17 protein-coding genes and 1 pseudogene are annotated in these 21,080 nt (G+C 70.8%); 8 read left to right on the plus strand and 10 right to left on the minus strand.

What is annotated here, in order from left to right; genetic code table 11:
* Positions 1–142 precede the first annotated feature (142 nt).
* From VQ02_RS37575 to rocF, 3 genes are all read right to left on the minus strand, one after another.
* Positions 143–280: a hypothetical protein gene (locus tag VQ02_RS37575; RefSeq protein ID WP_157080811.1), complete on the minus strand. Its 138-nt coding sequence runs from the start codon at positions 278–280 to the stop codon at positions 143–145.
* Positions 281–765: 485 nt separating this feature from the next.
* Entirely contained in the window at positions 766–1,818 is a 1,053-nt protein-coding gene (locus VQ02_RS25745) for an ornithine cyclodeaminase (RefSeq protein ID WP_048447096.1), read from the minus strand.
* Positions 1,819–2,754 carry an arginase gene (gene rocF / locus VQ02_RS25750; protein ID WP_157080812.1) on the minus strand — a complete coding sequence of 312 codons (936 nt, stop codon included), beginning with the start codon at positions 2,752–2,754 and terminating at the stop codon, positions 1,819–1,821. It lies immediately after the preceding gene.
* Between the two features lie 124 nt (positions 2,755–2,878).
* Here rocF and VQ02_RS25755 point away from each other — a divergent pair, with 124 nt between their 5' ends.
* A complete protein-coding gene (locus VQ02_RS25755) occupies positions 2,879–3,316 on the plus strand; it encodes an Lrp/AsnC family transcriptional regulator (RefSeq protein WP_048447097.1) in 438 nt (145 codons plus the stop codon).
* Between the two features lie 43 nt (positions 3,317–3,359).
* On the opposite strand, the gene VQ02_RS25760 is transcribed toward VQ02_RS25755, so the two are convergent.
* Both VQ02_RS25760 and VQ02_RS25765 read right to left on the minus strand, forming a co-directional pair.
* On the minus strand, positions 3,360–3,716 hold the full coding sequence (locus VQ02_RS25760; protein ID WP_048447098.1) for a hypothetical protein: 357 nt from the start codon (positions 3,714–3,716) through the stop codon (positions 3,360–3,362).
* Positions 3,717–3,831: 115 nt separating this feature from the next.
* The gene (locus VQ02_RS25765) at positions 3,832–4,614 is read right to left on the minus strand and encodes a hypothetical protein (protein WP_157080813.1); all 783 of its coding nucleotides are present in this window, start codon (positions 4,612–4,614) and stop codon (positions 3,832–3,834) included.
* Positions 4,615–4,862: 248 nt separating this feature from the next.
* Here VQ02_RS25765 and VQ02_RS25770 point away from each other — a divergent pair.
* Positions 4,863–6,310 (plus strand): annotated as a pseudogene (locus tag VQ02_RS25770) (IS1182 family transposase).
* A gap of 119 nt (positions 6,311–6,429) precedes the next feature.
* On the opposite strand, the gene VQ02_RS25775 reads toward VQ02_RS25770, so the two are convergent.
* Both VQ02_RS25775 and ndk read right to left on the minus strand, forming a co-directional pair.
* On the minus strand, positions 6,430–8,565 hold the full coding sequence (locus VQ02_RS25775) for a molybdopterin-dependent oxidoreductase (RefSeq protein ID WP_048447101.1): 2,136 nt from the start codon (positions 8,563–8,565) through the stop codon (positions 6,430–6,432).
* A gap of 84 nt (positions 8,566–8,649) precedes the next feature.
* Entirely contained in the window at positions 8,650–9,072 is a 423-nt protein-coding gene (gene ndk, locus VQ02_RS25780) for a nucleoside-diphosphate kinase (RefSeq protein WP_048447102.1), read from the minus strand.
* A 381-nt stretch (positions 9,073–9,453) separates the two neighbouring features.
* Between ndk and VQ02_RS25785 the strand changes: the two genes are divergently transcribed.
* Entirely contained in the window at positions 9,454–9,990 is a 537-nt protein-coding gene (locus VQ02_RS25785) for a DUF2147 domain-containing protein (protein ID WP_048447103.1), read from the plus strand.
* A gap of 7 nt (positions 9,991–9,997) precedes the next feature.
* Here VQ02_RS25785 and VQ02_RS25790 read toward each other — a convergent pair whose 3' ends face one another.
* On the minus strand, positions 9,998–10,675 hold the full coding sequence (locus tag VQ02_RS25790; protein ID WP_048447104.1) for a glutathione S-transferase family protein: 678 nt from the start codon (positions 10,673–10,675) through the stop codon (positions 9,998–10,000).
* A 237-nt stretch (positions 10,676–10,912) separates the two neighbouring features.
* On the opposite strand from VQ02_RS25790, the gene VQ02_RS25795 reads away from it, so the two are divergent.
* Positions 10,913–11,224 (plus strand): hypothetical protein, encoded by a 312-nt coding sequence (locus tag VQ02_RS25795; protein WP_048447105.1) that lies wholly within the window; start codon positions 10,913–10,915, stop codon positions 11,222–11,224.
* A gap of 337 nt (positions 11,225–11,561) precedes the next feature.
* On the opposite strand, the gene VQ02_RS25800 is transcribed toward VQ02_RS25795, so the two are convergent.
* A complete protein-coding gene (locus VQ02_RS25800) occupies positions 11,562–13,202 on the minus strand; it encodes a porin (protein WP_048447106.1) in 1,641 nt (546 codons plus the stop codon).
* 1,111 nt (positions 13,203–14,313) lie between these two features.
* Here VQ02_RS25800 and VQ02_RS25805 point away from each other — a divergent pair.
* The 4 genes from VQ02_RS25805 (at position 14,314) to VQ02_RS25820 (ending at position 19,649) form a co-directional block, all read left to right on the plus strand.
* Positions 14,314–14,523, plus strand: coding sequence for a hypothetical protein (locus tag VQ02_RS25805; protein WP_048447107.1), 210 nt, complete (start codon positions 14,314–14,316; stop codon positions 14,521–14,523).
* 242 nt (positions 14,524–14,765) lie between these two features.
* Positions 14,766–15,065, plus strand: coding sequence for a hypothetical protein (locus VQ02_RS25810; protein ID WP_053080545.1), 300 nt, complete (start codon positions 14,766–14,768; stop codon positions 15,063–15,065).
* Between the two features lie 414 nt (positions 15,066–15,479).
* Positions 15,480–17,834 carry a sensor histidine kinase gene (locus tag VQ02_RS25815; RefSeq protein ID WP_048447108.1) on the plus strand — a complete coding sequence of 785 codons (2,355 nt, stop codon included), beginning with the start codon at positions 15,480–15,482 and terminating at the stop codon, positions 17,832–17,834.
* Between the two features lie 141 nt (positions 17,835–17,975).
* Positions 17,976–19,649, plus strand: a complete 1,674-nt coding sequence (locus VQ02_RS25820) for an ABC transporter substrate-binding protein (protein ID WP_048447109.1) — start codon at positions 17,976–17,978, stop codon at positions 19,647–19,649.
* On the opposite strand, the gene VQ02_RS25825 is transcribed toward VQ02_RS25820, so the two are convergent.
* Positions 19,622–21,055 (minus strand): protein adenylyltransferase SelO, encoded by a 1,434-nt coding sequence (locus tag VQ02_RS25825; protein ID WP_083469450.1) that lies wholly within the window; start codon positions 21,053–21,055, stop codon positions 19,622–19,624. The two genes, VQ02_RS25820 and VQ02_RS25825, sit on opposite strands and share 28 nt — an antisense overlap.
* Between the last annotated feature and the right edge of the window lie 25 nt (positions 21,056–21,080).

Raw genomic sequence — 21,080 nt, forward strand, 5'->3', positions numbered from 1 at the left:
GCCGGCGGGCAAGGCGGGCAGGCGGGGGGGGGAGCGCAGATCGTGCCGCCGGCGACGGTGCCGAGGGTGGCGAGGTCGAGCTTCTTCATCGGAGATGTCCTCAGTTGCAGAACGATGATGGATCAGTGCGAGCGGAAGCCGATCAGCACTTCTTCGACTTGGCGGGGGCGCAGGGCGGCGGCGGCGGGCAGACCGGAGCCGACGGGCAGGGCGGGCAGGCCGGGGCGCAGATCGTGCCGCCGGCGACAGTGCCGAGGGTCTTCATGTCGAGCTTCTTCATCGAGGCCATCCTCAAGTCCGGGAGTTGTCTCGCGTCCCGTTCGCAGTCTTGAGATGCCAGATGTCTCAAAACGTGTCGACCGGCCTGATGGGAAACTTGAGGCTCCGTTAACCAGAGTGGATTTGGAAACTGGATCGAAGACAGAGACTTACGCAGATCCTCGGAAAACTGCGTAGGTATTTTCGTTGGGGAAGGCCTGTGCATAGCGGGCCTGCGGCCGGGCGCCGACCTGGGAAGAGGACGGCGTGACTGTCGACGAGGGTACAGGGGGGGAGGTTTGGCGCGAAGGAACGGGCGTTCAGGAACGAGTTTCGCTGTCGCGCGCATCCCGGCCAAGGGAGCGGCTGCCTCGACGGCATCCTCCGGGCCTCGCCGGCTCATCGCAGCGTCCAGTCGAGGACTGCCGTGCCCGCAACACAGCGCAAGGTTACGCCGTGAGCGCGACAGTCTCCCGCGGTGGAGGTCCCCCGCGCTCGGGCGGGGGCTCAGGCGACGAGGCGGGGCGGTCCCGCCCGCAGCAGCATGCCGAACAGGTCGCGCGGGTCGTCCGGATCGGCCAGGAGGTCGAGATCCTCGTAGTAGGGCCGCTCGGCCAGCAGGTCGCGCACGGTGCGCAGGGCGGAGAAATCCTCGATCGCGAAGCCGACCGAGTCGAACACCGTGACCTGGCGTGGGCTCGTGCGCCCGGGCGCCCGGCCCGCCAGGACCCGCCACAGCTCGGTGACAGGGTGGTCCGGCGGCAATTGCTGGATCTCGCCCTCGATGCGGGTCTGCGGCTCGTACTCGACGACGATCGCGGCCCGGCGCAGCACCTCCGGGTGCAGCTCGGTCTTGCCCGGGCAGTCGCCGCCGACGGCATTGATGTGCACGCCCTCGCCGACCAGGTTGTCGCCCAGGATGGTGGCGTTGCGCTTGTCGGCCGTCACCGTCGTGACGATGTCGGCGCCCCGCACCGCCTCCGCGGCGCTGGCGCAGGCGGTGAGGTCGAATCCGAACCCGGCGAGGTTGCGGAGGCATTTGCGGGTCGCCGCCGGGTCGATGTCGTGGAGGCGCAGGGCGTCGATCCCGAGGAGCGCCCGGAAGGCGAGGGCCTGGAACTCCGCCTGCGCCCCGTTGCCGATGAGCGCCATGGTGCGGGAGCCGGGCCGGGCAAGGTGGCGGGCGGCCAGCGCCGAGGTCGCGGCGGTGCGCAGGGCCGTGAGCAGGGTCATCTCGGTGATGAGGACGGGATAGCCGTTGCCGACATCGGCCAGCACCCCGAAGGCGGCGACGGTCTGGCGGCCGCCATGGGCGTTCTTCGGGTGGCCGTTGACGTACTTGAAGCCGTAGGTGTGGCCGTCGCTCGTCGGCATCAGCTCGATCACCCCGTCGGGACTGTGCGCCGCCACCCGGGGCGTCTTGTGGAAGGCGTCCCAGCGGGAAAAATCCTCCGCGATGGCACCGGCGAGCCGGGCCAGCATCGCCTCGATCCCGACCGCGTGGACGAGGTGCATCATGTTGTCGACGCTGACGAAGGGGACGACGTTGAGGGCCGGCATCTAGAAGCTCCGGGTCGGTCGGTCGAGGATGCGGCGGCCGAGCAGGCTGTCGGCGAGGTCCACCATCAGCAGGGCAGTGCGGCCGCGCTCGTCGAGGAAGGGGTTGAGCTCGACGAGGTCGAGGCTGCGCACCAGCCCGGAATCGTGCAGCAGCTCCATGATGAGGTGGGCCTCCCGGAAGGTGGCCCCGCCCGGCACCGTGGTGCCGACGCCCGGCGCGATGCCGGGATCGAGGAAGTCGACGTCGAGGCTGACGTGGAGCAGGCCCTCGGCGGCCGCGACCTCGCGCAGGAAGCTCCGCAGGGGGGCGACGACGCCGTTCTCGTCGATGTCGCGCATGTCGTGCACCCGCACCCCCTGCCCGAGCGCCGCGCGCTCCGCCGGATCGACGCTGCGCAGGCCGAACATGCAGATGCATGCGGGATCGAGCGCCGCGTCGAGGGGCGGGAAGTAGCCCGTGAAGCCCGGCCGCCCGGTCAGGTAGGCGAGCGGCACGCCGTGCAGGTTGCCGCTCGTCGTCGAGTCCAGGGTGTGGAGGTCGGCATGCGCGTCGAGCCAGAGCAGGAAGAGCGGGCGCCCCTCCGCCTCGGCCCGGCGGGTCATGCCCGCCACCGTCCCGGCCGAGAGGCTGTGATCGCCGCCGAGGAAGATCGGCAGCGCCCCGGCGCTGTGCCGGAAGGCGGCCTCGGTCAGGGCCCGGGTCCAGCCCGCCGTCTCGGCGAGGTTGCGCACCGCCGGGTTCGGGTGCAGCGGCGCCGCGAAGGGCGCGGGCGCGACGTTGCCCGCATCGACGACCGGGATCCCGAGTTCGCGGATCGACTCGGCCAGCCCCGCCGCCCGATAGGCGCTCGGCCCCATGTCGCAGCCGAGCCGATTGGTGCCCGACTGCACCGGCGCCCCGATCAGGACGCACCCTTCCGGATTCCCTTGCGCCACACGACTGCTCCCACCAGGATGATCCCGACGGTAGCCCGCGGCCGCGTCACTCTGAACAGCTTAAGCTGATCGATTTCGGCGGTGTTTGACGCGTTCTGGCAGGTGCGATCGCCCAGAGTGCCGCATGGACCCGCTCGACCAGAACCTCATCACCCTGCTCCGGCACGATTGCCGCCGCCCGGTCTCGGAGCTCGCCGCGATCCTGAAGGTCTCGCGCGCCACCGTGCGCGCCCGGCTCGACCGCCTGGAGCGGGAGGGCGAGATCATCGGATACACGGTGGTCCTGCGCGGCGACGCCTCGCCGGCGGCGGTCCGGGCCATCACGCTGATCGCGGTCGAGGGGCGCAGGGCCGGCGACGTCATCGATGCGCTCAAGGGCTTCGCCGAGATCACCTCGGTTCATACGACGGTCGGCGCCTGGGACATCGTCGTGGAGGTGTCCGCCGGGAGCCTGCCGGAGCTGGACGAGCTTCTGCGGCGGGTGCGCCTGGTGCCGGGCGTGACCACCTCGGAGACGCACCTGCTCTTGTCGACGCCGCGCAGCGCGCGAGCGCGCCTCTAACGCGCCGCGGACGTCCTCCGGTCCGCGGCGGTGGGAGGAGGGGTCAGACCGGGCGCTGCAGCTTGCAGCTGTTGATGGCGCCGAGCGCCTTGGCGCGGGCCGAATCGTTGAAGTAGCCGGTGGTGCGGTAGGCCTCGATCTCGGAGGCGTCGAGGGCGCGCAGGGTGGCGCGGGCGTAGCAGCCGCAGGGACGCTCCAGGCTGGTCTCGGCAGTGTTCTGCAGCCGGGCCTGGACCACCGTGCAGGCCCGGCGCACCCGGGCCTCGAGGTCCGACTTGGGCGCGGTGCGCAGGGCCGGGTCGGGCTGGTAGGCCTCGAGCTGCGACGAGGAAGCGCCGGCGAGCGCCGCGGTGGCGCCGAGCGCGAGGAGGCCGGCGGCGAGGAAGGTGCGGAGACGCATGGGTAGAGGGGTCCGTTGGGCTGCTTGACTCAAGCTCGACCGTTGGACGCCGAAACTCCCCGCCCGCACAAGGGCGGGCGGGCCACACCGGGATGAAAACGGCGGGCCGACCCGCTCACCGCCAAACGTACGCGCCCGACCGGATCGCCTGCAACCAGATCGGGAACTCCGCCGACATCGGCAGGCCGAGCGGCGACATGCGCCCATGCACCAGGCCGAGCACCGCGAGCGGCACGTCGAGGACGACCGGCACCGAGCCGTCGGACACGTCCCTGACGAGGCAGAGATGGTAACGCCGGTCGCTCGGCTCCCCCTGGGGATTGTCGACCGGGTCGGCGGTGATCGCGGCGTCGAGCGCGTCCTCGACGACCGCCCAGGAGAACAACGGATCGGCCGCAGCGATGGCCGCGGCGTTGAGCCGTGCCAGATCGGACACGAAGCTGAACACGAGATCCGCACCCGCGCGGTCGCTCGCGAACCAGCGGGCGAGCGGCGGGTTGACCTCGGCATCGCCCCGTACGGGGTCGAAGGGGCGCTGCGGAACCCAACCGGCAAGCCACGCATCGATCCGCCGGCCCTCGGCCACCGCCGCGTCGCCGTTCAGCACGGCCGCGCCGTCAAGCCCTTCACGGGCGAGCCGCGAGACGAGGACGGCGATCCGGTCGGCATCGCGGGCGAGGAACTGCGCCAGGTTCTCGGCGCGTTGCGCCCGCGTCAGCCCCCTGTGATCGCCGCGATGGAGCGGCGTGTCGGGTGGGTAGTCGCCGAGCCGAGTGGAGAGAAGGGCATAGGGATCGCCGGACCCATCCCCGGCGGCCCCATCGGGGCGCGCGGCCACGCCATCGTCATGCTGTCCGGACGACCTTCGCTTGCCGAGCCAATCGAAAATACCGGGCATGGCTCCGATCTAACAGCCGGCGCGCAACGCGGCCAGCCTTCAGAACCACCTGCCAACCGTGTCGAAGACACTGCGCCTGGCCAACAGGTCGCGCTTGGCCAAGTCGCCATCGGGGCCGCCGGCCACCGTGCCGATAGCCGGCACAGTTGAAATGCCCGGAAGCAGGCACCTTGGGAGGCCCGCAAGGGGTCGAGGCTGTGTGAAAACGCCCCGATCTGCTAAGCTTGGCACCGATCGCGGAGGTCGGGATGGCCCACTTCATCGCAGGTGATGATCGTCGTCAGAGCACGCTGCTGCCGGACTGCCTCGATGATTACGTGACGGCCGACAATCCGGTTCGCCTCGTCGAGGTCTTCGTCGACGAACTCGATCTTGCCGCTCTCGGTTTTGCCAGAGCGGTGCCCGGGACGACTGGCCGTCCAGCCTACGACCCGGCGACGCTTCTCAAGATCACCTCTACGGCTACCTCAACCGCGTCCCGTCGAGCCGCCGTCTCGAACGCGAGACCCAGCGCAACATCGAGTTGATGTGGCTGACCGGCCGGCTGATGCCCGACTTCAAGACCCTGGCCGACTTCCGCAAGAACAATGGACCGGCGATCCAGGCCACCTGCGCCCAGTTCGTGGTCCTCTGCCGTCGGCTGAACCTGTTCAGCAAGGCGATGGTCGCGATTGACGGCAGCAAGTTCAAGGCGGTCAACAATCGCGACAAGAACTTCACCGTGGCCAAGGTCGAGGCGCGCTTGGCGCAAGTCGATGCGAGCGTCGCGCGCTATCTCGCAGCGTTGGACCGGGCCGACCGCCAGCCGAGTGACGTCGCCGAGGCACGCACAGCACGGCTCACCGAGAAGATCACGGCCCTGCGCGAACAGATGAAGGATCTGCAGGCGATGCGCCAGCAGGTCGAGGAGGCCCCCGACCAGCAGGTCTCGTTGACCGATCCTGATGCTCGCTCGATGGCCACCAGCGGTAAGGGAACCGGCATCGTCGGCTACAACGTTCAGGCAGCGGTCGATGCCGAGCATCATCTGATCGTCGCCCACGCCGTGACCAACGTCGGCAGCGACCGCGCCCAGCTCGTCCCGATGGGGCTCCTGGCCCAAGAGGCGACGGGATGCGCCACGCTCACGGTGCTGGCCGACCGCGGCTACCTCAACGGTGATCAAGTTCTGGCGTGCGAAGGCACTGGCCTGCTGCCGTGCGTACCCAAGACCCTCACCTCGGGCCACGCCAAGCTTGGCCTCTTTACAGGACAAGACTTCATCTACGACGCCGAGAAAGACCACTACACCTGCCCCGCAGGCCAGCACCTGACCAAGGGGGTGGCCCGGTCCGACCGCCGGGCCGAGGATGACGCGATGGACCACTACCGTAACCCTGCGGCTTGCGCGAGCTGCACGCTCAAACCCCGCTGCACACCTGCGAAAACGAGACGGGTCAAGCGCTGGGTGCACGAGGGCGTGCTCGATGCGATGCAGCAGCGGCTCGACCGGATGCCGGACGCAATGCTGATCCGTCGCCAGACCGTGGAGCATCCGTTCGGCACGATGAAGACCTGGATGGGAACGACGCACTTCCTGACCCGAACACGCGCGAAGGTCAGAACCGAGATGAGCCTCCAGGTTCTAACCTACAACATGAAGCGAATGATCCAGATCAAGGGGGTTGGAGCGCTGATCACGGCGATCCAGGCATAAGCCCCCTCTGCACGCGAGTTCGCCGCAAGGGCCTGCTCAGCGGCCCAGCCACCAAAACCGCATTCTCACACACCCTGGGTCGCAAGGTGCCCTCGAACGGTCAAGTTGGGGTTTCGACCCTAGTGCGGCAGGGCCTCCGTCGGCAAAGGGGCGGCCTCCGAGGGGGCGATCGCCAAGGGGGCAATTGCCACGTGGTTGTCGTGGAAGGCGGCGCCGCCGAACGGGGCCGCCGCGTCCGCCCCCGTCAGGGTGTTGATGCCGCGCCCGTCCGGATAGGCGTCGTTGGGCCAGATCGATTCGGCGATCAGCACCCCGCGGCGCAGGCCGGAGAACAGCGTCGCCCGCAGGGTCACGGCGCCGCGATCGTTGGAGAGGCGCACCCAGGCCCCCTCCCCGATCCCGAGCGGCCCCGCATCCTCCGGGTGGATCATCACCGTCGGGTGGCGCTCCTTGGCGAGCGAGGTCGGCGTCTCGGTGAAGCTCGAGTTCAGGAAGTTGCGCGCCGGGCTGGTGGCGAGGCGGAATGGGTGATCGGGCGTCGCGCTCATCAGCGGCGCCTCCCAGTGGTCCGGCAGCGGCGGCATCGCCGGCCCACGCGGGCCGTCCTGCGCCACCGGGACCTTCGTCCAGTCGGGCCGGAAGCGGAAGCGCCGGTCCGGATAGGCGAACCCGTCGAGGAAGTGGGCGCGCTCGAAGGACGGCTGGACGTCGAGGAAGCCCTCCCCTTCCATCTCGGCCAGGCTGCCGCGGCGCGAGGCCTTGAGCGTCACGTCGATCAGCTCCCGCGGGCTCATGGAGAAGCCCGGATGCTCGGCGCCGAGACGCTGGCTGAGCGCCACGATCACGTCGTGGTTCGAGCGGCACAGGGCCGGCGGGTCGATGCGCTTGAGGCCGAGCTGGATGTGCTGCTGGCCGCCGCCGGTGTAGAGGTCGTCGTGCTCCAGGAACATGGTGGCAGGCAGGACGAGATCGGCCATGCGGGCGGTCTCGGTCATGAACTGCTCGTGGACGCAGACGAACAGGTCGTCGCGGGCGAATCCCCGCTTCACCAGCTCCTGCTCGGGCGCCACCGAGACCGGGTTGGTGTTCTGGATCAGCATCGCGGTCACCGGCGGGCCGCCGCGCAGGGCCTCGGGGTCGCCGGTGAGCACCCGGCCGATCTGCGACTGGTCGAGCATGCGGGTGCCGGGCCGGACCGCGTCGAGGCCCTCGATCAGGCGCTTGTTGAGGCCGAAGACGCCGCTGTTCGAATGGAAGGCGCCGCCGCCGCGGTGCTGCCAGGCCCCGGTGACGGCCGGGATGCAGAGCGCCGCGTGCATGTTGGCGGCGCCGTTGCGGCTGCGGGCGAAGCCGTAGCCGAGGCGGAAGAACGTGTTCTTCGTGCCCCCGACCAGGTGGGCGAAGCGCTCGATCTCCTCGACCGTGAGGCCCGTGATGGCGGCGGCCCAGGCCGGGTCGCGGGTCGCGAGGTGTTCTTCCAGCTCCTCCGGGCAGTCGGTGAAGCGGGCCATGTAGTCGCGGTCGGCGAGGCCGTCGCGAAAGAGCACGTGCATCACCGCGCAGGCGAGCGCCCCGTCGGTGCCCGGCCGCAGCAGCAGGGCGAGGTCCGCCTGCTTCATCGTCGGGTTGTCGTAGATGTCGACGACCACCACCTTGGCGCCGCGATTCTTGCGGGCGGCCTGGACGTGGGTCATCAGGTTGACCTGCGTGTGCACCGGGTTGGTGCCCCAGATCACCACGCAGTCGCTCTCGGCGATCTCCCGCGGGTCGACCCCGCCGAGGCGGCCGGTGCCGGCGATGTAGCCCGACCAGGCGAGCGTGGTGCAGATGGTCGAGAACTGGCCGGAATAGCCCTTGGCGTGGCGCAGGCGGTTGATGCCGTCGCGCATCACCAGCCCCATCGTGCCGGCGTAGTAGTACGGCCAGACCGCCTCGGGACCGTGCGCGGCCTCGGCCGCCCGGAACGCCTCCGCCACGCGGTCGAGGGCCTCGTCCCAGCCGATCGGCGCGAAGGATCCCGACCCCTTCGGCCCGGTGCGGATGAGGGGCTGCGTCAGCCGGTCGGGATGGTGGATGCGCTCGGCGTAGCGGGCGACCTTGGCGCAGACGACGCCCGCCGTGTAGCTGTGGCGGGGGTTGCCGCGCACCCGGCCGATCGTGGCGCCGTCGATCACCTCGACCTCGAGGGCGCAGACCGACGGGCAGTCGTGCGGGCAGGTGGAGGTCGTCCGCTCGATCCGTGGCTGCACCGTCACCGCTCGCGCTCCCTCGAACAAAAAGGCCCCCGCCGCGGGCGGCGAGGGCCGTCAGCCTATCGGCGTTTACCCGATCGGGAAACCTTAGCCGACGATGTCCTTCTCCTCGAAGAACTGCTTGATCTCGATGGCGGCGTTCTCGAGGCTGTCCGAGCCGTGGACGGTGTTCTCGCCGACCGACTTGGCGAACTTCTGGCGGATGGTGCCCTCGGCGGCCTGGGCCGGGTTGGTGGCGCCCATCACCTCGCGGTACTTGGCGACGGCGTTCTCGCCCTCGAGCACCTGCACCACGACCGGGCCCGAGGTCATGAACTCGACGAGCTCGCCGTAGAACGGGCGCTCGGCGTGGACCTCATAGAACTTCTTGGCCTGGGCGTCCGACATGCGGATGCGGCGCTGGGCGACGATGCGCAGGCCCGCCTCCTCGATCACGGCGTTGACCGCGCCGGTGAGGTTCCGGGCGGTGGCGTCGGGCTTCAGGATGGAGAAGGTGCGCTCGGTGGCCATGGGGAGTCCGTCGGAGAAAATCGGGTGGCGTGGGCGGCAGGATGCCGCGCGGAACCGGACCGGAGGTCCGGCAGCACCGGGCGCCCGGGAGAACCGGGCGCGAAAGGCCCGCGCGCCGGGGCCATGCGGACGCCCGGCGCCGGGCTTATAGCGGCGGGCCAGGAACCGCTCAAGCGCGGGCGCGCGGCCTCTGCCCGAACCCCCGGCTGCGGCGTTGCCGCAACACGGCCGAAAAATCGCCCCAAAGAGCGGGCTCTTTGCCGCCCGACGTGACCTTTCGGCCACGCCGCCCGCTCAGGCGAGGCGGCGCCCTCGCAGCACCCGCCGCTCGCGCCCTTCAGCCGGGCCGACGAGCGCCGCGGACAGCCAGGAGATTCCTGCATGCGTTCGATCCTGATCCCAGTCCTCGCCGCGACCCTCCTCAGCGTCGGCGCCGCCGCAGCGGCCCCCGCCAAGGATCCGACCGGCAAGGACCCGAGCGGTACTTGGCTCACCGAGGACGGGCGGGCCAAGATCAAGATCGAGAAGTGCGGACCCGGCGCCGCCCAAGCCTGCGGCACGGTGGTGTGGCTGAAGTCCCCCCTCAACGACCAGGGCCAGCCGCGGACCGACATCAAGAACCCCGACCCGAAGAAGCGCAGCCGCCCGATGATCGGCCTCCAGCTCATGGAGGGGCTGAAGCCCGAGGACGGCGCCTACAAGGGCCAGATCTACAACGCCGACGAGGGCAAGAGCTACGACGTCTCGGTGACGCGCGAGAGCGCGAGCGAGCTCGCGATCTCGGGCTGCCTCCTGAAGATCCTGTGCGGCTCGCAGACCTGGACCAAGGCCCCCGACGAGTTCGCCCAGGCTGCGCCGGCAGCCCCGAAGGCGAAGCCCGCGGCGGCTCCCAAGGCCGCGGCGCCGGCCGGGAACTGATCCGCCGTCAGGCGCGCAGGCCCGGGCCCGGGGGGACCTCCGGGTCCGGCTTGAGCCGGAATCCGCGCTGCACCGCCGGACGGGCCTTCATCCGCTCAAGCCAGGCCGCGACGTTCGGGAAGGCGGCGAGGTCCTGGCCCTGGCGCTCCCAGAGCTTGGCCCAGGGCAGGATCGCGATGTCGGCGATGGTGCAGGCGTCCCCCGCCACGTGGGCGTGGCGGCCGAGCTGGGCGTCGAGTGCCTGGTAGAGGCGCGCGGTCGCGGCGGTGAAGCGCTCGATCGCGTAGGGGATCTTCTCCGACGCGTAGATGCGGAAATGGTGGGTCTGGCCGAGGGTCGGCCCGAAATTCGCCGCCTGCCAGAAAAGCCAGATGTCGACCGCGATGCGGGCCCGCTCCTCCGCCGGGTAGAGGAGCCCGGTCTTGCGGGCGAGGTACTGCAAGATCGCGTTCGATTCGTGGACCGTGATCGGTGCGCCGCCCGGCCCATCCGGATCGACGATGACCGGAATCTTGCCGTGCGGCGACACGGCGAGGAACTCGGGCGCGGCTTGCGCGCCCTTGCCGATGTTGATCGGGACCATCCGGTACGGCAGGCCGCACTCCTCGAGCATGATCGAGGCTTTCCAGCCGTTGGGCGTCGTCCAGTAGTAGAGGTCGATCGGCGGCGTCGTCACGGCCGACATGCGGGCGGTCCTTCTCGCACGGCGGGGACACGGGGGCGTCCGTCGCGCATCGGTCAGTCCGCGCGAGCTAAACAGAGGCGGGCCCGCCCTGTACAGGGTGAAGGTTGTCTCAACGGGGCATCGTGCAGCGCTCTTTCGGCGCGACCGGCCCCGCGACCACGACTTGCCCTTGCGGCAGCCTGTGCCAGTGTCGGGGTCGCGCCGGCGATCCCACGGCGCCCGCCCCGCGAGCTTCCCATGCCACAGCCCCTCGTCCGCGCCATCCTGGCGGCCCTTCTGGTCGCCGCCCCCGCCGCCGCCCTCGGCCAGGCCGGTTCTCCCACCCAAGTCGGTCCCTCTCAGAGAGGCCTCTCCCGCCAGGGAGGCGCCGCCTCGGAGACCGCACCGCGACGGGAGCCGAGCATCCGGAGCCTCGCCGCCCGCGAGCGCCAGCGCAAATGCGGCGCCGAGTGGCGCGCCCTCGACGTCGCCGACAAGGCGGCCCAGGGGCCGCGATGGCCGCAATACTACAGCAAGTGCGTCCGCCGGCTGAAGGAGCAGCGGGCCTGACCCGCCGCTCCGACCCCGATCCGGTCGCGACGGGAAGGAGCCGTCACGACCGGCGGACGGGGCGCTCGTTGACCGAGCTGACGGCAACAGTGCCGCAGCGGACCGCTGTTAGACTTTGATACACAGGATCGCTTGAACATTTTATCGTCATTCAAGCTCTTCCGGCAGTTGAACACAGGCCCTGTCACTGCTACAAATGGACATCCTGAGTTTCGAGACCCAGGGCACCTGCAAGGCGCACTCACCGAGTGCGCCTTTTTTCTTTTGAATGACTTCAAACATGAAAAAGGGAGCCCCGGCTTGCGCCGAAGCTCCCCTTCAGAAAGCTCGATTGAGCTTAGAAGTCGCGCTGGACGCGCATGCGGACCTGGAACGAGTCGGTCGAGTTCACGGTCGGCAGGACCACGCCGGCGGCGGTGACCGGCAGGCCGGCGGCGTTCACGGCCACCGCCGTGCCAACGGCCTTGTTGGCGTCGACCACGCGGCCGTTCTTGAGACCCTGACGGGCGTACAGACCCTCGACGCCGATATCGAGGTCCTTCACCGGCGACCAGATCAGGCTCGCGCCGGCGACGATCTGGTTGGTGTCACGCAGCACGTTGCTGAAGGCGAACAGCGGGGAGGCCGGGTTGCCGATCAGCGCGCCGCCGACCAGTGTGCTCGCAGCGGCGAGGTTGGTCCGGCTTGTCCTGCCGAAGCTCTGCTCGCCGTAGCTGCCGATGATGGCCGAGCGCCATTGCGGCGTCCAGTAGTGCAGGTAAGCGCCGACCACCGTCCAGCTGGTCGAGAGCTCCATCTTCCCGGTCAACGGATCGATCACCGCGTCCGAGTAGAAGTTGTTGAAGCTGGAGCCGGCTGCGACGTTGCCCGACGGGGCGTAGGCGCCGTTGTACCGGTTGTAGCCGGTGTACATCGTGGCGCCCTCGCCGTACGATCCCTGCAGGTACAGGGAATCGCCGGCGGCGATGAAGGGCAGGTTGATCTTCACGCCGCCCTGGACGGCCCAGCCGTACTCGGTCGTCGGCCGGGGCGCGACCGCGCCGGCGGTGGTGGCCACGCCCGGGAGGGCGACGATGGGGCCGATCGCGTTGCCGGTGTTCAGCTCGTGGACGGCGGCCGACAATTGGGCCGAGCCCCAGGCGGCGTCGTAGCGCAGCGCGCCGACGAAGTCGGGCATGCGCGAGCGCTGGGCCACGTCGTAGAACGCCTCGCCGACCGGGACGCCGCCGATGGTGGCGATGACCGGGGTGTAGTTGCCGGCGCCGGCGCCGAACACCTGGTACTGGGCGTTGGCGACCGTCGCCGAGCCGTTGCCGAACAGCGGGGTCTTGCGGAAGATCGGGTCTTCGACCGAGATCGTCGCCGAGAAGCCCTGACCGAAGGTCGCGGTGTAGGCGAGCAGGTTGGTCGAGGCGACGTCCGAGCCCAGCGAGGTGCCGATGATCTCGAAGTCGTGGGCGTAGAAGTCGTAGAACGAGGCAGCGCGACCGGCGGTCAGGCCGGCGAACTGGATGAACGCCTTGTCGACGTTCACGCTCTGCTGGGCGCGGTTGAAGGTGTCGATGCCCTGCGCCGGGAAGGCGTTGGCGATGCGGTTCTGGGTGCCCGAGTACAGGTAGGCGCCGGTACGGGACGCGATGTCGAAGCGCACGAAGGCGCGCAGGGTGCCGTAGGCGGTCTGCGTGCGGGCGTCGAGGTTGAGGCGGCCGAGACCCTGGTAACCCATCAGGTCACCACCGTTGTTGGCGTTGCCGCGGGTGTAGGTCTGCGTGTAGCCGGCCTCGAAGCGAGCGCGGCCGGAGACGCGCAGGCAGGTGTCGGTGCCGGGAATGAAGAAGAAGCCGGCACCGTAGGCCGAGCAGACACGAACGTACTCAACAGGCACCGCCTTCTTGACCGGCAGATCGGCAGCCTGCGCCCCCGCGACGACGGTCAGGCCAGCGGCCGAACCCAGCAGAAGGCTCTTCACGAGCTTCATTGAGACCTCCAAGATTTCGGACCCTGATGGGGTGAACGACTCTGTTCCGAAGACCTTTTCGGCCTCGAGACCATGTCCCTCTTATGCCCCCGAAGCTTCAGCCCTCCGCGCGGGCTCGGCTGAAACGCACCGGAGAGCACCCGGTGCGAGGGAACAATCTTTCATGACGTTGAGTTGATCAATCGGCTCTAAGATCTAACAACGCGTTGTGACCGCCGTCAGCGGATATTGTGGCAAATTCAACACATTTTGAACGTTGCAAAACTATACAATATTTGCTTGTTCTAACATATTGTTTCGAATTATAAATGGTCTTTATGCTATATTTTGCATCATTTCCATGAGCTAACAAAGATATAAATTTGAACTAACAGAGAATTACATCGGGTTTTTATTCTGTTAGTTCATTCTGTTATATCTTGGAATCGACGCAGATGAACGGCCTCGATCTCTTGCGTGCTGCTTGCAAGTCGAAACGCTGGCCGTGATCGGGCACGTCAACGGCGCCGCTTCACGGTGCGTCCGTCATCCACTGTCCTCAGCGCGGGAAACCAGCCCGGCGGCCCGGGGCATCGGGCCTCGATCAGGCCGCTGCGAATCGGGACGCGTCGGCGGACCGGTTGCCGTGCAGGACCGGCCGGTGACGCCCCACATGAAAGCCTCGCGCACGCTGTCACGGGCCAGCGGAGCCGCGGCGCCGTTCCGCGCAGGCGGCCCGGCGCCCGCTATTGACCTCGTCGACCAGACCGGCGGCACGCGCCGATCGATGCGCGTGCTCCGGTGTCCCGAACTGCCGCCCCCCTGACGCCGCCGCGCGAGGGGCACCCGCCAGACGCCGGTCCCGGTCGACCGCCCGCCGTGGAGGCACACCGGCTGACATCTCCTCGGGCGGCAGGATCCCTGGGATCAGGGTGGCGGTGGTCGACCATGCGCCCGGCCATCCTCACGGGCCGGCGGCGCCTCCCGGCTGGCACGCCACCGGATGGCAGGCCGGCCCTGACGGTGCGGCATCGCGACCGGCCTCGGTCGACGGACCTTGCCGCCAGTTTCGAGTTGTTCTAATTAGCAACTGACGGGGCCAGGCGATGCCTCGGCCAACGGGAGACTCGACATGGCGACCACGCACGGCGCGGCCTGCAGCAGCTGCCGCTACTTCGACGACCACAAGCTCAACGGCGCTGCTGCGCAGGGCGACGAGGGCCTGTGCCGCTTCAACCCGCCGGTGAGCCAGCCGGAGCCGCAGGGCCACGGCCTGTGGCCGGTCGTCGCCGGCCAGGACTGGTGCGGCCACTTCACCGCCGAGCAGACCCCGGCGGAGTGATCCGCCTACGGCCCGCGCACGGCCCGAGGTCTCGCTGAAGTTCTCGTCCCCCTCTCCCGCCGGAGAGGGGGATTTTTTCATGGGTGTTATCGCGCAGCCGAATGTTTCGTCCTGGGCTGCGGACGCAACACGATGTGATGTCGGGCGGCGAATTCACCGGCACGACGCAAAACGACGGACACGCACCGTCCCTATACCGCCTCTCACAAGAGCCCGAGCAAACGGGCGGCGAGGAGGCGGTGATGATGGTGGCGCGGGTGATCCTGATGAGCGCGATGCTGACGGTCGGCATCGTCGAGGCGACGAAGCCCTCGGCTCCGCACGTCGTGGCCGGGAAGGCGCCCGCGGCGGCGGTTCCGGTCTCTCCCGCTGCCGACTCCACCTGCACCGGCGTGGCCTGGCCCTACCTGCCCGAGGCCTGCCTGCGGCCCGGGAGCGCCGCCTCGGACGGCGAGCCCCGCCGGCCGGTGCGGGTGATCGAGGAGCAGCGCCCGACGGCGCCGGCCCGCGTGCCGGGCCGGGACCGGGTGTCGGTGGGCTGACGCGCCGCGCGATGAGACGAGGCCGCCATGACGCATTTCAGCGCCGATCTGCTGGACGGCGATCCCGAGGGGCTGGAGGCGCTGCGCGCCGTCCTGGGAACGGGCCCGCGTCGGGGCGCCCGCGCCGGTCGCCGGCAGGCGCTCCCCGTCGGGGCTCCCCGGCTCGGGCCCCCTGCCCTTCCGACACCGACGGGCCGGCCGCGGCGGCGACCGGGGGCACCGCTCGACGGCCAGGGGATGCTGCGACGCCCGGGCCCCCGGTCCGGCCGGCAGCCCGACGGGGAACGCGGCGGGGCCGGCCCCCGCCGCCCGCACCGCCGCGGACCGGCCGCGGAGTGACGGCGCCGGCAGCCCCGCGCTGGCGAGCCCTGAGAAATAATGCATAGTCGTCACCCGCGGCGGAGCTAGGCCACGATGCGGGTCGGCCACAAGATCATCCTGGTCGGCGGTCTGCCGATCACCATCGCGGCGCTGATCGCGCTGGCGGGCTGGCTCCTGCTCGCCCAGGCCGACCGGGCCCGCGGCGGCGCGGTGCTGGCCGGCGCGATCTACCGCACCCTGACCCTGTCGACGACGGTGCGCGACGAGTTCCTGGCGGCGCGGCCGATCGAGCGCACCGACCATGCCGAGCGCTTCGCCCGCCTGACGGCGGAATCGGCCGGCTCCCTCGACGACCTGCGCCGCTTCGCCCGCACCCCGGACCAGGCGTCCCGCATCGAGGCGGCCCGCGCCGCCCTCAAGGACTCGATCGACCAGATGCAGGCTCTGGTGCGGATCACCCGGGAGAACGACGGGCTGATCGCCGAGATGGCCTCCCGGGCCGACGCCCTGGTGCGCCTCGCCGATCAGGCCCGGGACCGGCAGCGGGCCGCCAACACCGACCTCGTGGTCTCCCTCACCGACAAGGCCAGCACCCTGCGGCAGGTCCGCGACGTGGTCGGCGCCGTCAACGAGCTGCGCGCCCTGGTGGCGCAGGCCGAGATCGAGGCCCTGCGCGACGGCGGCCGCGCCCCGTCCGGGATGGTCCAGGTGCGCAACGCCGCCCGCGACCTCGCCGCGGCGCTGAAGGGCGACCGGCGGGAGGCGGAGGCCGAGGAGCTGCTGATCCTCACCGCCGCCTACGAGGCCTGGCGCGGCGGCGAGGAGCCGGGCCTCGTCACCGCCGATGGCGGGCATGCGCGCATCGTGGATTCGTCGCTCCCCTCGCCGGTCAACGTCCTCGACGAGTGGTGCGACCGGGTCCTGAAGATCGACGGCTCGGCCCAGCGGGCGCTGCACGACGAGGTCACGCAGCTCCTCTCCTACGCGGTGCAGGCCAACGAGACCGAGCAGGCGACGCAGAACATCGCGCTGGAGACCCTCAAGCTCGGCCAGCGCACCGCCGAGGCCCTGCGCCGGCGCGACGTCCCGGCGGCGGCCGCGATGCTGGAGGACGGCCGGCGCCTGTCCGAGACCGCCGCCGCCCTGCCGATCTCGCCGCTGATCCAGGGCGAGATGATCGAGGCCATCGACGGCTGGCGCGAGCGCCTCGGCACCACCGTCGAGGGCCTGCGCCGGCAGAACGAGGGCATCGCCGCGATGGACGGCCTCGCAGCGGTCATCGGCGAGACCGCCCGCAGCCTCAACGAGATCTTCATCGACGACGCCGACCGCTTCGGCACCTTCCTGCTGCGCCTGCTGCTGGTCGGCGCCGGCGCCGGCCTGGTGCTCGGCTCGGCGGCGGCCCTGGCGGTGGCGCGCTCGATCACCGGGCCCCTGCGCCAGCTCCAGCGCAGCATGCTGGCGCTCGCCGCCGATCCGGGCCGGCGCGAGATGGGAGCCGGGGACGTGGGGGCCGAGGTCGGGCGCCGGCGCGACGAGCTCGGCGACATGGCCCGGGCCACGGCGATGTTCGTCGAGGAGATCGGCCGGCGCGAGCGCGCCCTGCGGCGGGCCAAGGAGGAGGCCGACCGCACCCTCGCCGAGCTGCGCCAGACCCAGTCCGACCTGATCCAGGCCGAGAAGCTCGCCTCCCTCGGCCAGCTCGTCGCCGGGGTGGCGCACGAGATCAACACGCCGCTCGGCATCGCCCTCACCACCGCGACCCTGGTGCGCGACGAGGCGCGGGACTTCCGCGAGGTGGCGGCCGCGGGCCAGCTCTCGCGCTCGCGCCTGACCCACTTCGTCGACCGGATGCAGGAGGGCTCGCACCTCCTCACCGCCAACCTCGCCCGGGCGGCGGACCTCGTCCACAGCTTCAAGCAGGTCGCGGTCGACCGGGTGAGCGACGAGCACCGCCGCTTTCCCCTGCGCGAGTGGCTGGGCGAGCTCCTGCGCAGCCTCGGGCCGCTGCTGCGCCGGGGCGGGCACCGCCTCGAGCTCGAGGCCGCCGAGGAGTTCGAGGTCGACACCCATCCGGGCGCGCTCGCCCAGGTCATCACCAACCTGGTCAAGAACGCGGTGGTCCACGCCTTCGCGGACGGCACGCCCGGCACCATCACGGTCGCGGTCTCGCGCGAGGGCTCATGGGTCCGCCTCGAGGTGCGCGACGACGGCCGCGGCATCGCGGCGGCGGACCGGGAGCGGATCTTCGACCCGTTCTTCACCACCGCCCGCCACCGGGGCAGCTCCGGCCTCGGCATGCACATCGTCTACAACCTCGTCTCCGGGCAGCTCCAGGGCCGCATCGCGGTGGAGAGCCGCGAGGGCCGGGGCACGGTGGTGCGGGTCGAGTTCCCGGCCTGCCTCGCCCCGGCAGCGACGGCGCGGGCGGCGATGGCGGCACAATAGAGCCGCGGCGCGGGAGCGCGGCGGCCCCGGCAATCGGGCCCGGATCGGGATTTGGGGATTTCGTCCTTTCGGTGTGTACTGGCGGAGAGCATGACCGCACCGACGGGACCTGTGCGAGGGGGCGGCCGCGCGATGCCAGGCATGGATCAACGATTCGAGGCGAGCCCGCGGCGGCGCGCTCTGCGGGGCCTTGCCGCCGCCCTCGCCGCGATCTGGCTGTCCGCCGCGCCGGCCGCCGCCAGGACCCTGGTGTTCTGCTCCGAGGGCAACCCCGAATCCCTCAACCCGCAGCTCGTCACCACCACGACCGGCATGGATGCGGCCTGGCCGGTCTTCGACACCCTGGTCGCCTTCGAGCCCGGCACCACCACCATCCGCCCGAGCCTCGCCGAAGCCTGGACGATCTCGCCGGACGGGCGCGACTACACCTTCACCTTGCGCCAGGGCGTCGCCTTCCACCGCAACGCCCGCTTCCGGCCGACGAGGCCGCTCACCGCCGAGGACGTGGTCTTCTCGATCGGGCGGCAGTGGCGGGCGGACCACCCGTTCCACGGCGTCTCCGGCGGCCAGTACGCCTATTTCCGCGACCTCGGCCTGCCGGCGCTGATCGAGGCGGTCGAGGCCGTCGATGCCCGCACGGTCCGCATCCGCCTGCGCGAGGCCGACGCCACCTTCCTGCCCAACATCGCCATGGCGCTGGGAGCGATCCAGTCCGCGGAATACGCCGCCGCGCTCGCCGCCGCCGGCGAGGCGGAGCGCCTCGACCGCGAGCCGATCGGCACCGGACCGTTCAGCTTCGTCGCCTTCCAGCCCGACGTCGCCCTGCGCTACCGCGCCTTCCCGGACCACTGGGGCGGGCAGCCGCCGATCGACAGCCTGGTCTTCTCGATCACCCCCAACGCGGCGGTGCGGCTGGCGAAGGTGCGGGCGGGCGAATGCCACCTGATGCCCTTCCCCAACCCCGGCGACCTCGACGGCATCCGGGCCGACCCGGGCCTGACCTTGATGCGGGAGGAGGAGCTCAACATCGGCTACCTCGCCCTCAACGTCACCAAGCCGCCCTTCGACGACCTGCGGGTGCGCCGCGCCGTCGCCATGGCGATCGACAAGGCGGCGATCGTGACCGGGGTCTACGGCCCGGGCGGCACGGCGGCCCGCTCGCCCCTGCCGCCGAACCTCTGGGGGCACGATCCGACTCTCGCGGACCCGCCTCTCGACCGGGCGGGGGCGCAGCGGCTCCTCGCCGAGGCGGGATATCCCTCCGGCTTCGAGGCCGAGCTGTGGTACCCGCCGGTGAGCCGGGCCTACAATCCCAACGGCCGGCGCGTCGCCGACATGATCCAGGCCGACCTCGCCCGCATCGGCGTGCGGCTGCGGCTGGTGACCGACGAGTGGAGCGCCTACCGGAGCAAGATGCTGGCCGGCGTGCCGAAGATGGCGCTGTTCGGCTGGACCGCCGACAACGGCGACCCGGACAACTTCCTCGGGGTGCTCCTCGGCTGCGTGCCGGCCCGGACCGGCGGCAGCAACATCGCCCGCTGGTGCGACCCCACCTTCGACGCGCTGGTGACGAAGGCCCGGCGCGTCACCGACCAGGGCACCCGGGCGGAGCTGTACCGGCAGGCGCAGGCGATCTTCCGGCGCGAGCTGCCCTGGGTACCGATCGCCCACTCGGCGGTCTTCGTGGCGGCGCGCCGGGAGGTGACGGGCTACCGCATGGACCCGCTCGGCCGGCACATCTTCCGCGGCGTCGGCCTGCGGGAGGCTCCCGGATCCCGTGCCGGGACTCAGGGCGGCGCCGGCCGGGTGCCGTAGGCCTCGGCCATCTCGTCGATCGCCGCCAGCTTGGCGAGGTAGGCCGACCAGTCGTCGCCGGACGCGATCGGCGCCCACAGGGCCTCGACCTCGTCGATCAGCATCGTGCAGGGCGCGTCCTTCGCGAAGTACGGATGGTCGAGCCGCGCCGCCGGGTCGGGCGCGAGGGCGGCGAGCGCCCGGCGCACCCGGTCGAATCCCTCGCCGGCATAGTGGGCGGCAGCGGGGCTGCGGGCGGCGCGCGCCTCGCTCGCCAGGCCGCCGTACCAGTCGAAGAAGGCCTGCTCGAAGGGTGCGCGGCTCGCCTGCAGGAAGGACCAGAACGCGCCGACGAGAGCGTGCATCGCCGCCTCGTCCTCCGGCACCGCGAGGCCGAGGCGGCGCAGGAGCGCGTGGGCGAAGGCGTCCTGCAGGGCCGGGCCGTAGACGTCCATGGCGGCGCCGAGCCGCGCCTCGTCGGAGAGGGGCAGCAGGCACTCGGCCAGGCGCGCGAGGTTCCAGCCCAGCGCCTCCGGCTGCCGGCCGAAGGCGTAGAGGCCGTACTCGTCGAAGTAGGCGGCGGTGAAGGCCGGGTCGTTCACCGGCGCGAAGCGCCAGGGGCCGTAATCGAAGCTCTCGCCGGTCACGTTGATGTTGTCGGTGTTGAGCACCCCGTGGACGAACCCCGCCGCCATCCACTGCGCGCCCATGCGGGCGACCCGCCGGCAGACATCGGCGAGGAAGGCGGCGGCCCGGTCGCCCTGGTCGTCGCGCCACGCCTCCGGCCGGTAGGTGCGCACCGTATGATCGAGGAGCCGGCGCAGGTTGTCGACATCGTCGTAGGCGCGGAAGCGCTGGAAGGTGCCGATGCGGATATGCGAGTGGCTGAGCCGCACCAGCACCGCGGAGCGGGTCGGCGACGGCTCGTCGCCCCGCACCAGGGCCTCGCCGGTCTCGATCAGGCTGAACGACTTCGAGGTCTCGACGCCGAGCGCCTCCAGCATGGTGGTGGCCAGCACCTCGCGCACGCCGCCCTTCAGGGTCAGCCGCCCGTCGGCGGTGCGCGACCACGGCGTCTGCCCGCTCCCCTTGGTGCCGAGGTCGAGCAGGCGCCCGTCGCGCAGGTCGTGCACTTGCGCGAACAGGAAGCCGCGGCCGTCGCCGAGCTCCGGGTTGTAGCTGCGGAACTGGTGGCCGTGGTAGCGCAGGGCCAGCGGCTCGGGAAAGCTCCCGGGCAGCGGCTCGAACCGGCCGAAATGCGCGATCCACTCGTCGTCGGTCAGGTCCCCGAGACCGATCCGCTCGGCCCAGGCCTGGTTGCGGTGGCGCAGGACGCAGGCCGGGAAGCGGGCGGGCGCAACGACGTCGTAGAAGTCGGGGCCGAGATCGGCGTGGCGGCGCGACGGGCGGGCGGAGGGAGCCGGCATCGGGACCTCGGCCCCGACTTCTACG

The sequence above is a fragment of the Methylobacterium variabile genome (assembly GCF_001043975.1).
GTDB lineage: Bacteria > Pseudomonadota > Alphaproteobacteria > Rhizobiales > Beijerinckiaceae > Methylobacterium > Methylobacterium variabile.

What these genes read in the sequence shown, in the direction of transcription:
- VQ02_RS25745 (WP_048447096.1), bottom strand. Translation starts at nt 1,818, where the DNA reads ATGCCGGCCCTCAACGTCGTCCCCTTCGTCAGCGTCGACAACATGATG.
- VQ02_RS25800 (WP_048447106.1), bottom strand. Translation starts at nt 13,202, where the DNA reads ATGAAGCTCGTGAAGAGCCTTCTGCTGGGTTCGGCCGCTGGCCTGACC.
- VQ02_RS25815 (WP_048447108.1), top strand. Translation starts at nt 15,480, where the DNA reads ATGCGGGTCGGCCACAAGATCATCCTGGTCGGCGGTCTGCCGATCACC.
- VQ02_RS25795 (WP_048447105.1), top strand. Translation starts at nt 10,913, where the DNA reads ATGCCACAGCCCCTCGTCCGCGCCATCCTGGCGGCCCTTCTGGTCGCC.
- VQ02_RS25825 (WP_083469450.1), bottom strand. Translation starts at nt 21,055, where the DNA reads ATGCCGGCTCCCTCCGCCCGCCCGTCGCGCCGCCACGCCGATCTCGGC.
- VQ02_RS25785 (WP_048447103.1), top strand. Translation starts at nt 9,454, where the DNA reads ATGCGTTCGATCCTGATCCCAGTCCTCGCCGCGACCCTCCTCAGCGTC.
- VQ02_RS25760 (WP_048447098.1), bottom strand. Translation starts at nt 3,716, where the DNA reads ATGCGTCTCCGCACCTTCCTCGCCGCCGGCCTCCTCGCGCTCGGCGCC.
- VQ02_RS25805 (WP_048447107.1), top strand. Translation starts at nt 14,314, where the DNA reads ATGGCGACCACGCACGGCGCGGCCTGCAGCAGCTGCCGCTACTTCGAC.
- VQ02_RS25765 (WP_157080813.1), bottom strand. Translation starts at nt 4,614, where the DNA reads ATGCCCGGTATTTTCGATTGGCTCGGCAAGCGAAGGTCGTCCGGACAG.
- VQ02_RS37575 (WP_157080811.1), bottom strand. Translation starts at nt 280, where the DNA reads ATGAAGAAGCTCGACATGAAGACCCTCGGCACTGTCGCCGGCGGCACG.
- VQ02_RS25820 (WP_048447109.1), top strand. Translation starts at nt 17,976, where the DNA reads ATGGATCAACGATTCGAGGCGAGCCCGCGGCGGCGCGCTCTGCGGGGC.
- VQ02_RS25790 (WP_048447104.1), bottom strand. Translation starts at nt 10,675, where the DNA reads ATGTCGGCCGTGACGACGCCGCCGATCGACCTCTACTACTGGACGACG.
- VQ02_RS25755 (WP_048447097.1), top strand. Translation starts at nt 2,879, where the DNA reads ATGGACCCGCTCGACCAGAACCTCATCACCCTGCTCCGGCACGATTGC.
- VQ02_RS25810 (WP_053080545.1), top strand. Translation starts at nt 14,766, where the DNA reads ATGATGGTGGCGCGGGTGATCCTGATGAGCGCGATGCTGACGGTCGGC.
- ndk (WP_048447102.1), bottom strand. Translation starts at nt 9,072, where the DNA reads ATGGCCACCGAGCGCACCTTCTCCATCCTGAAGCCCGACGCCACCGCC.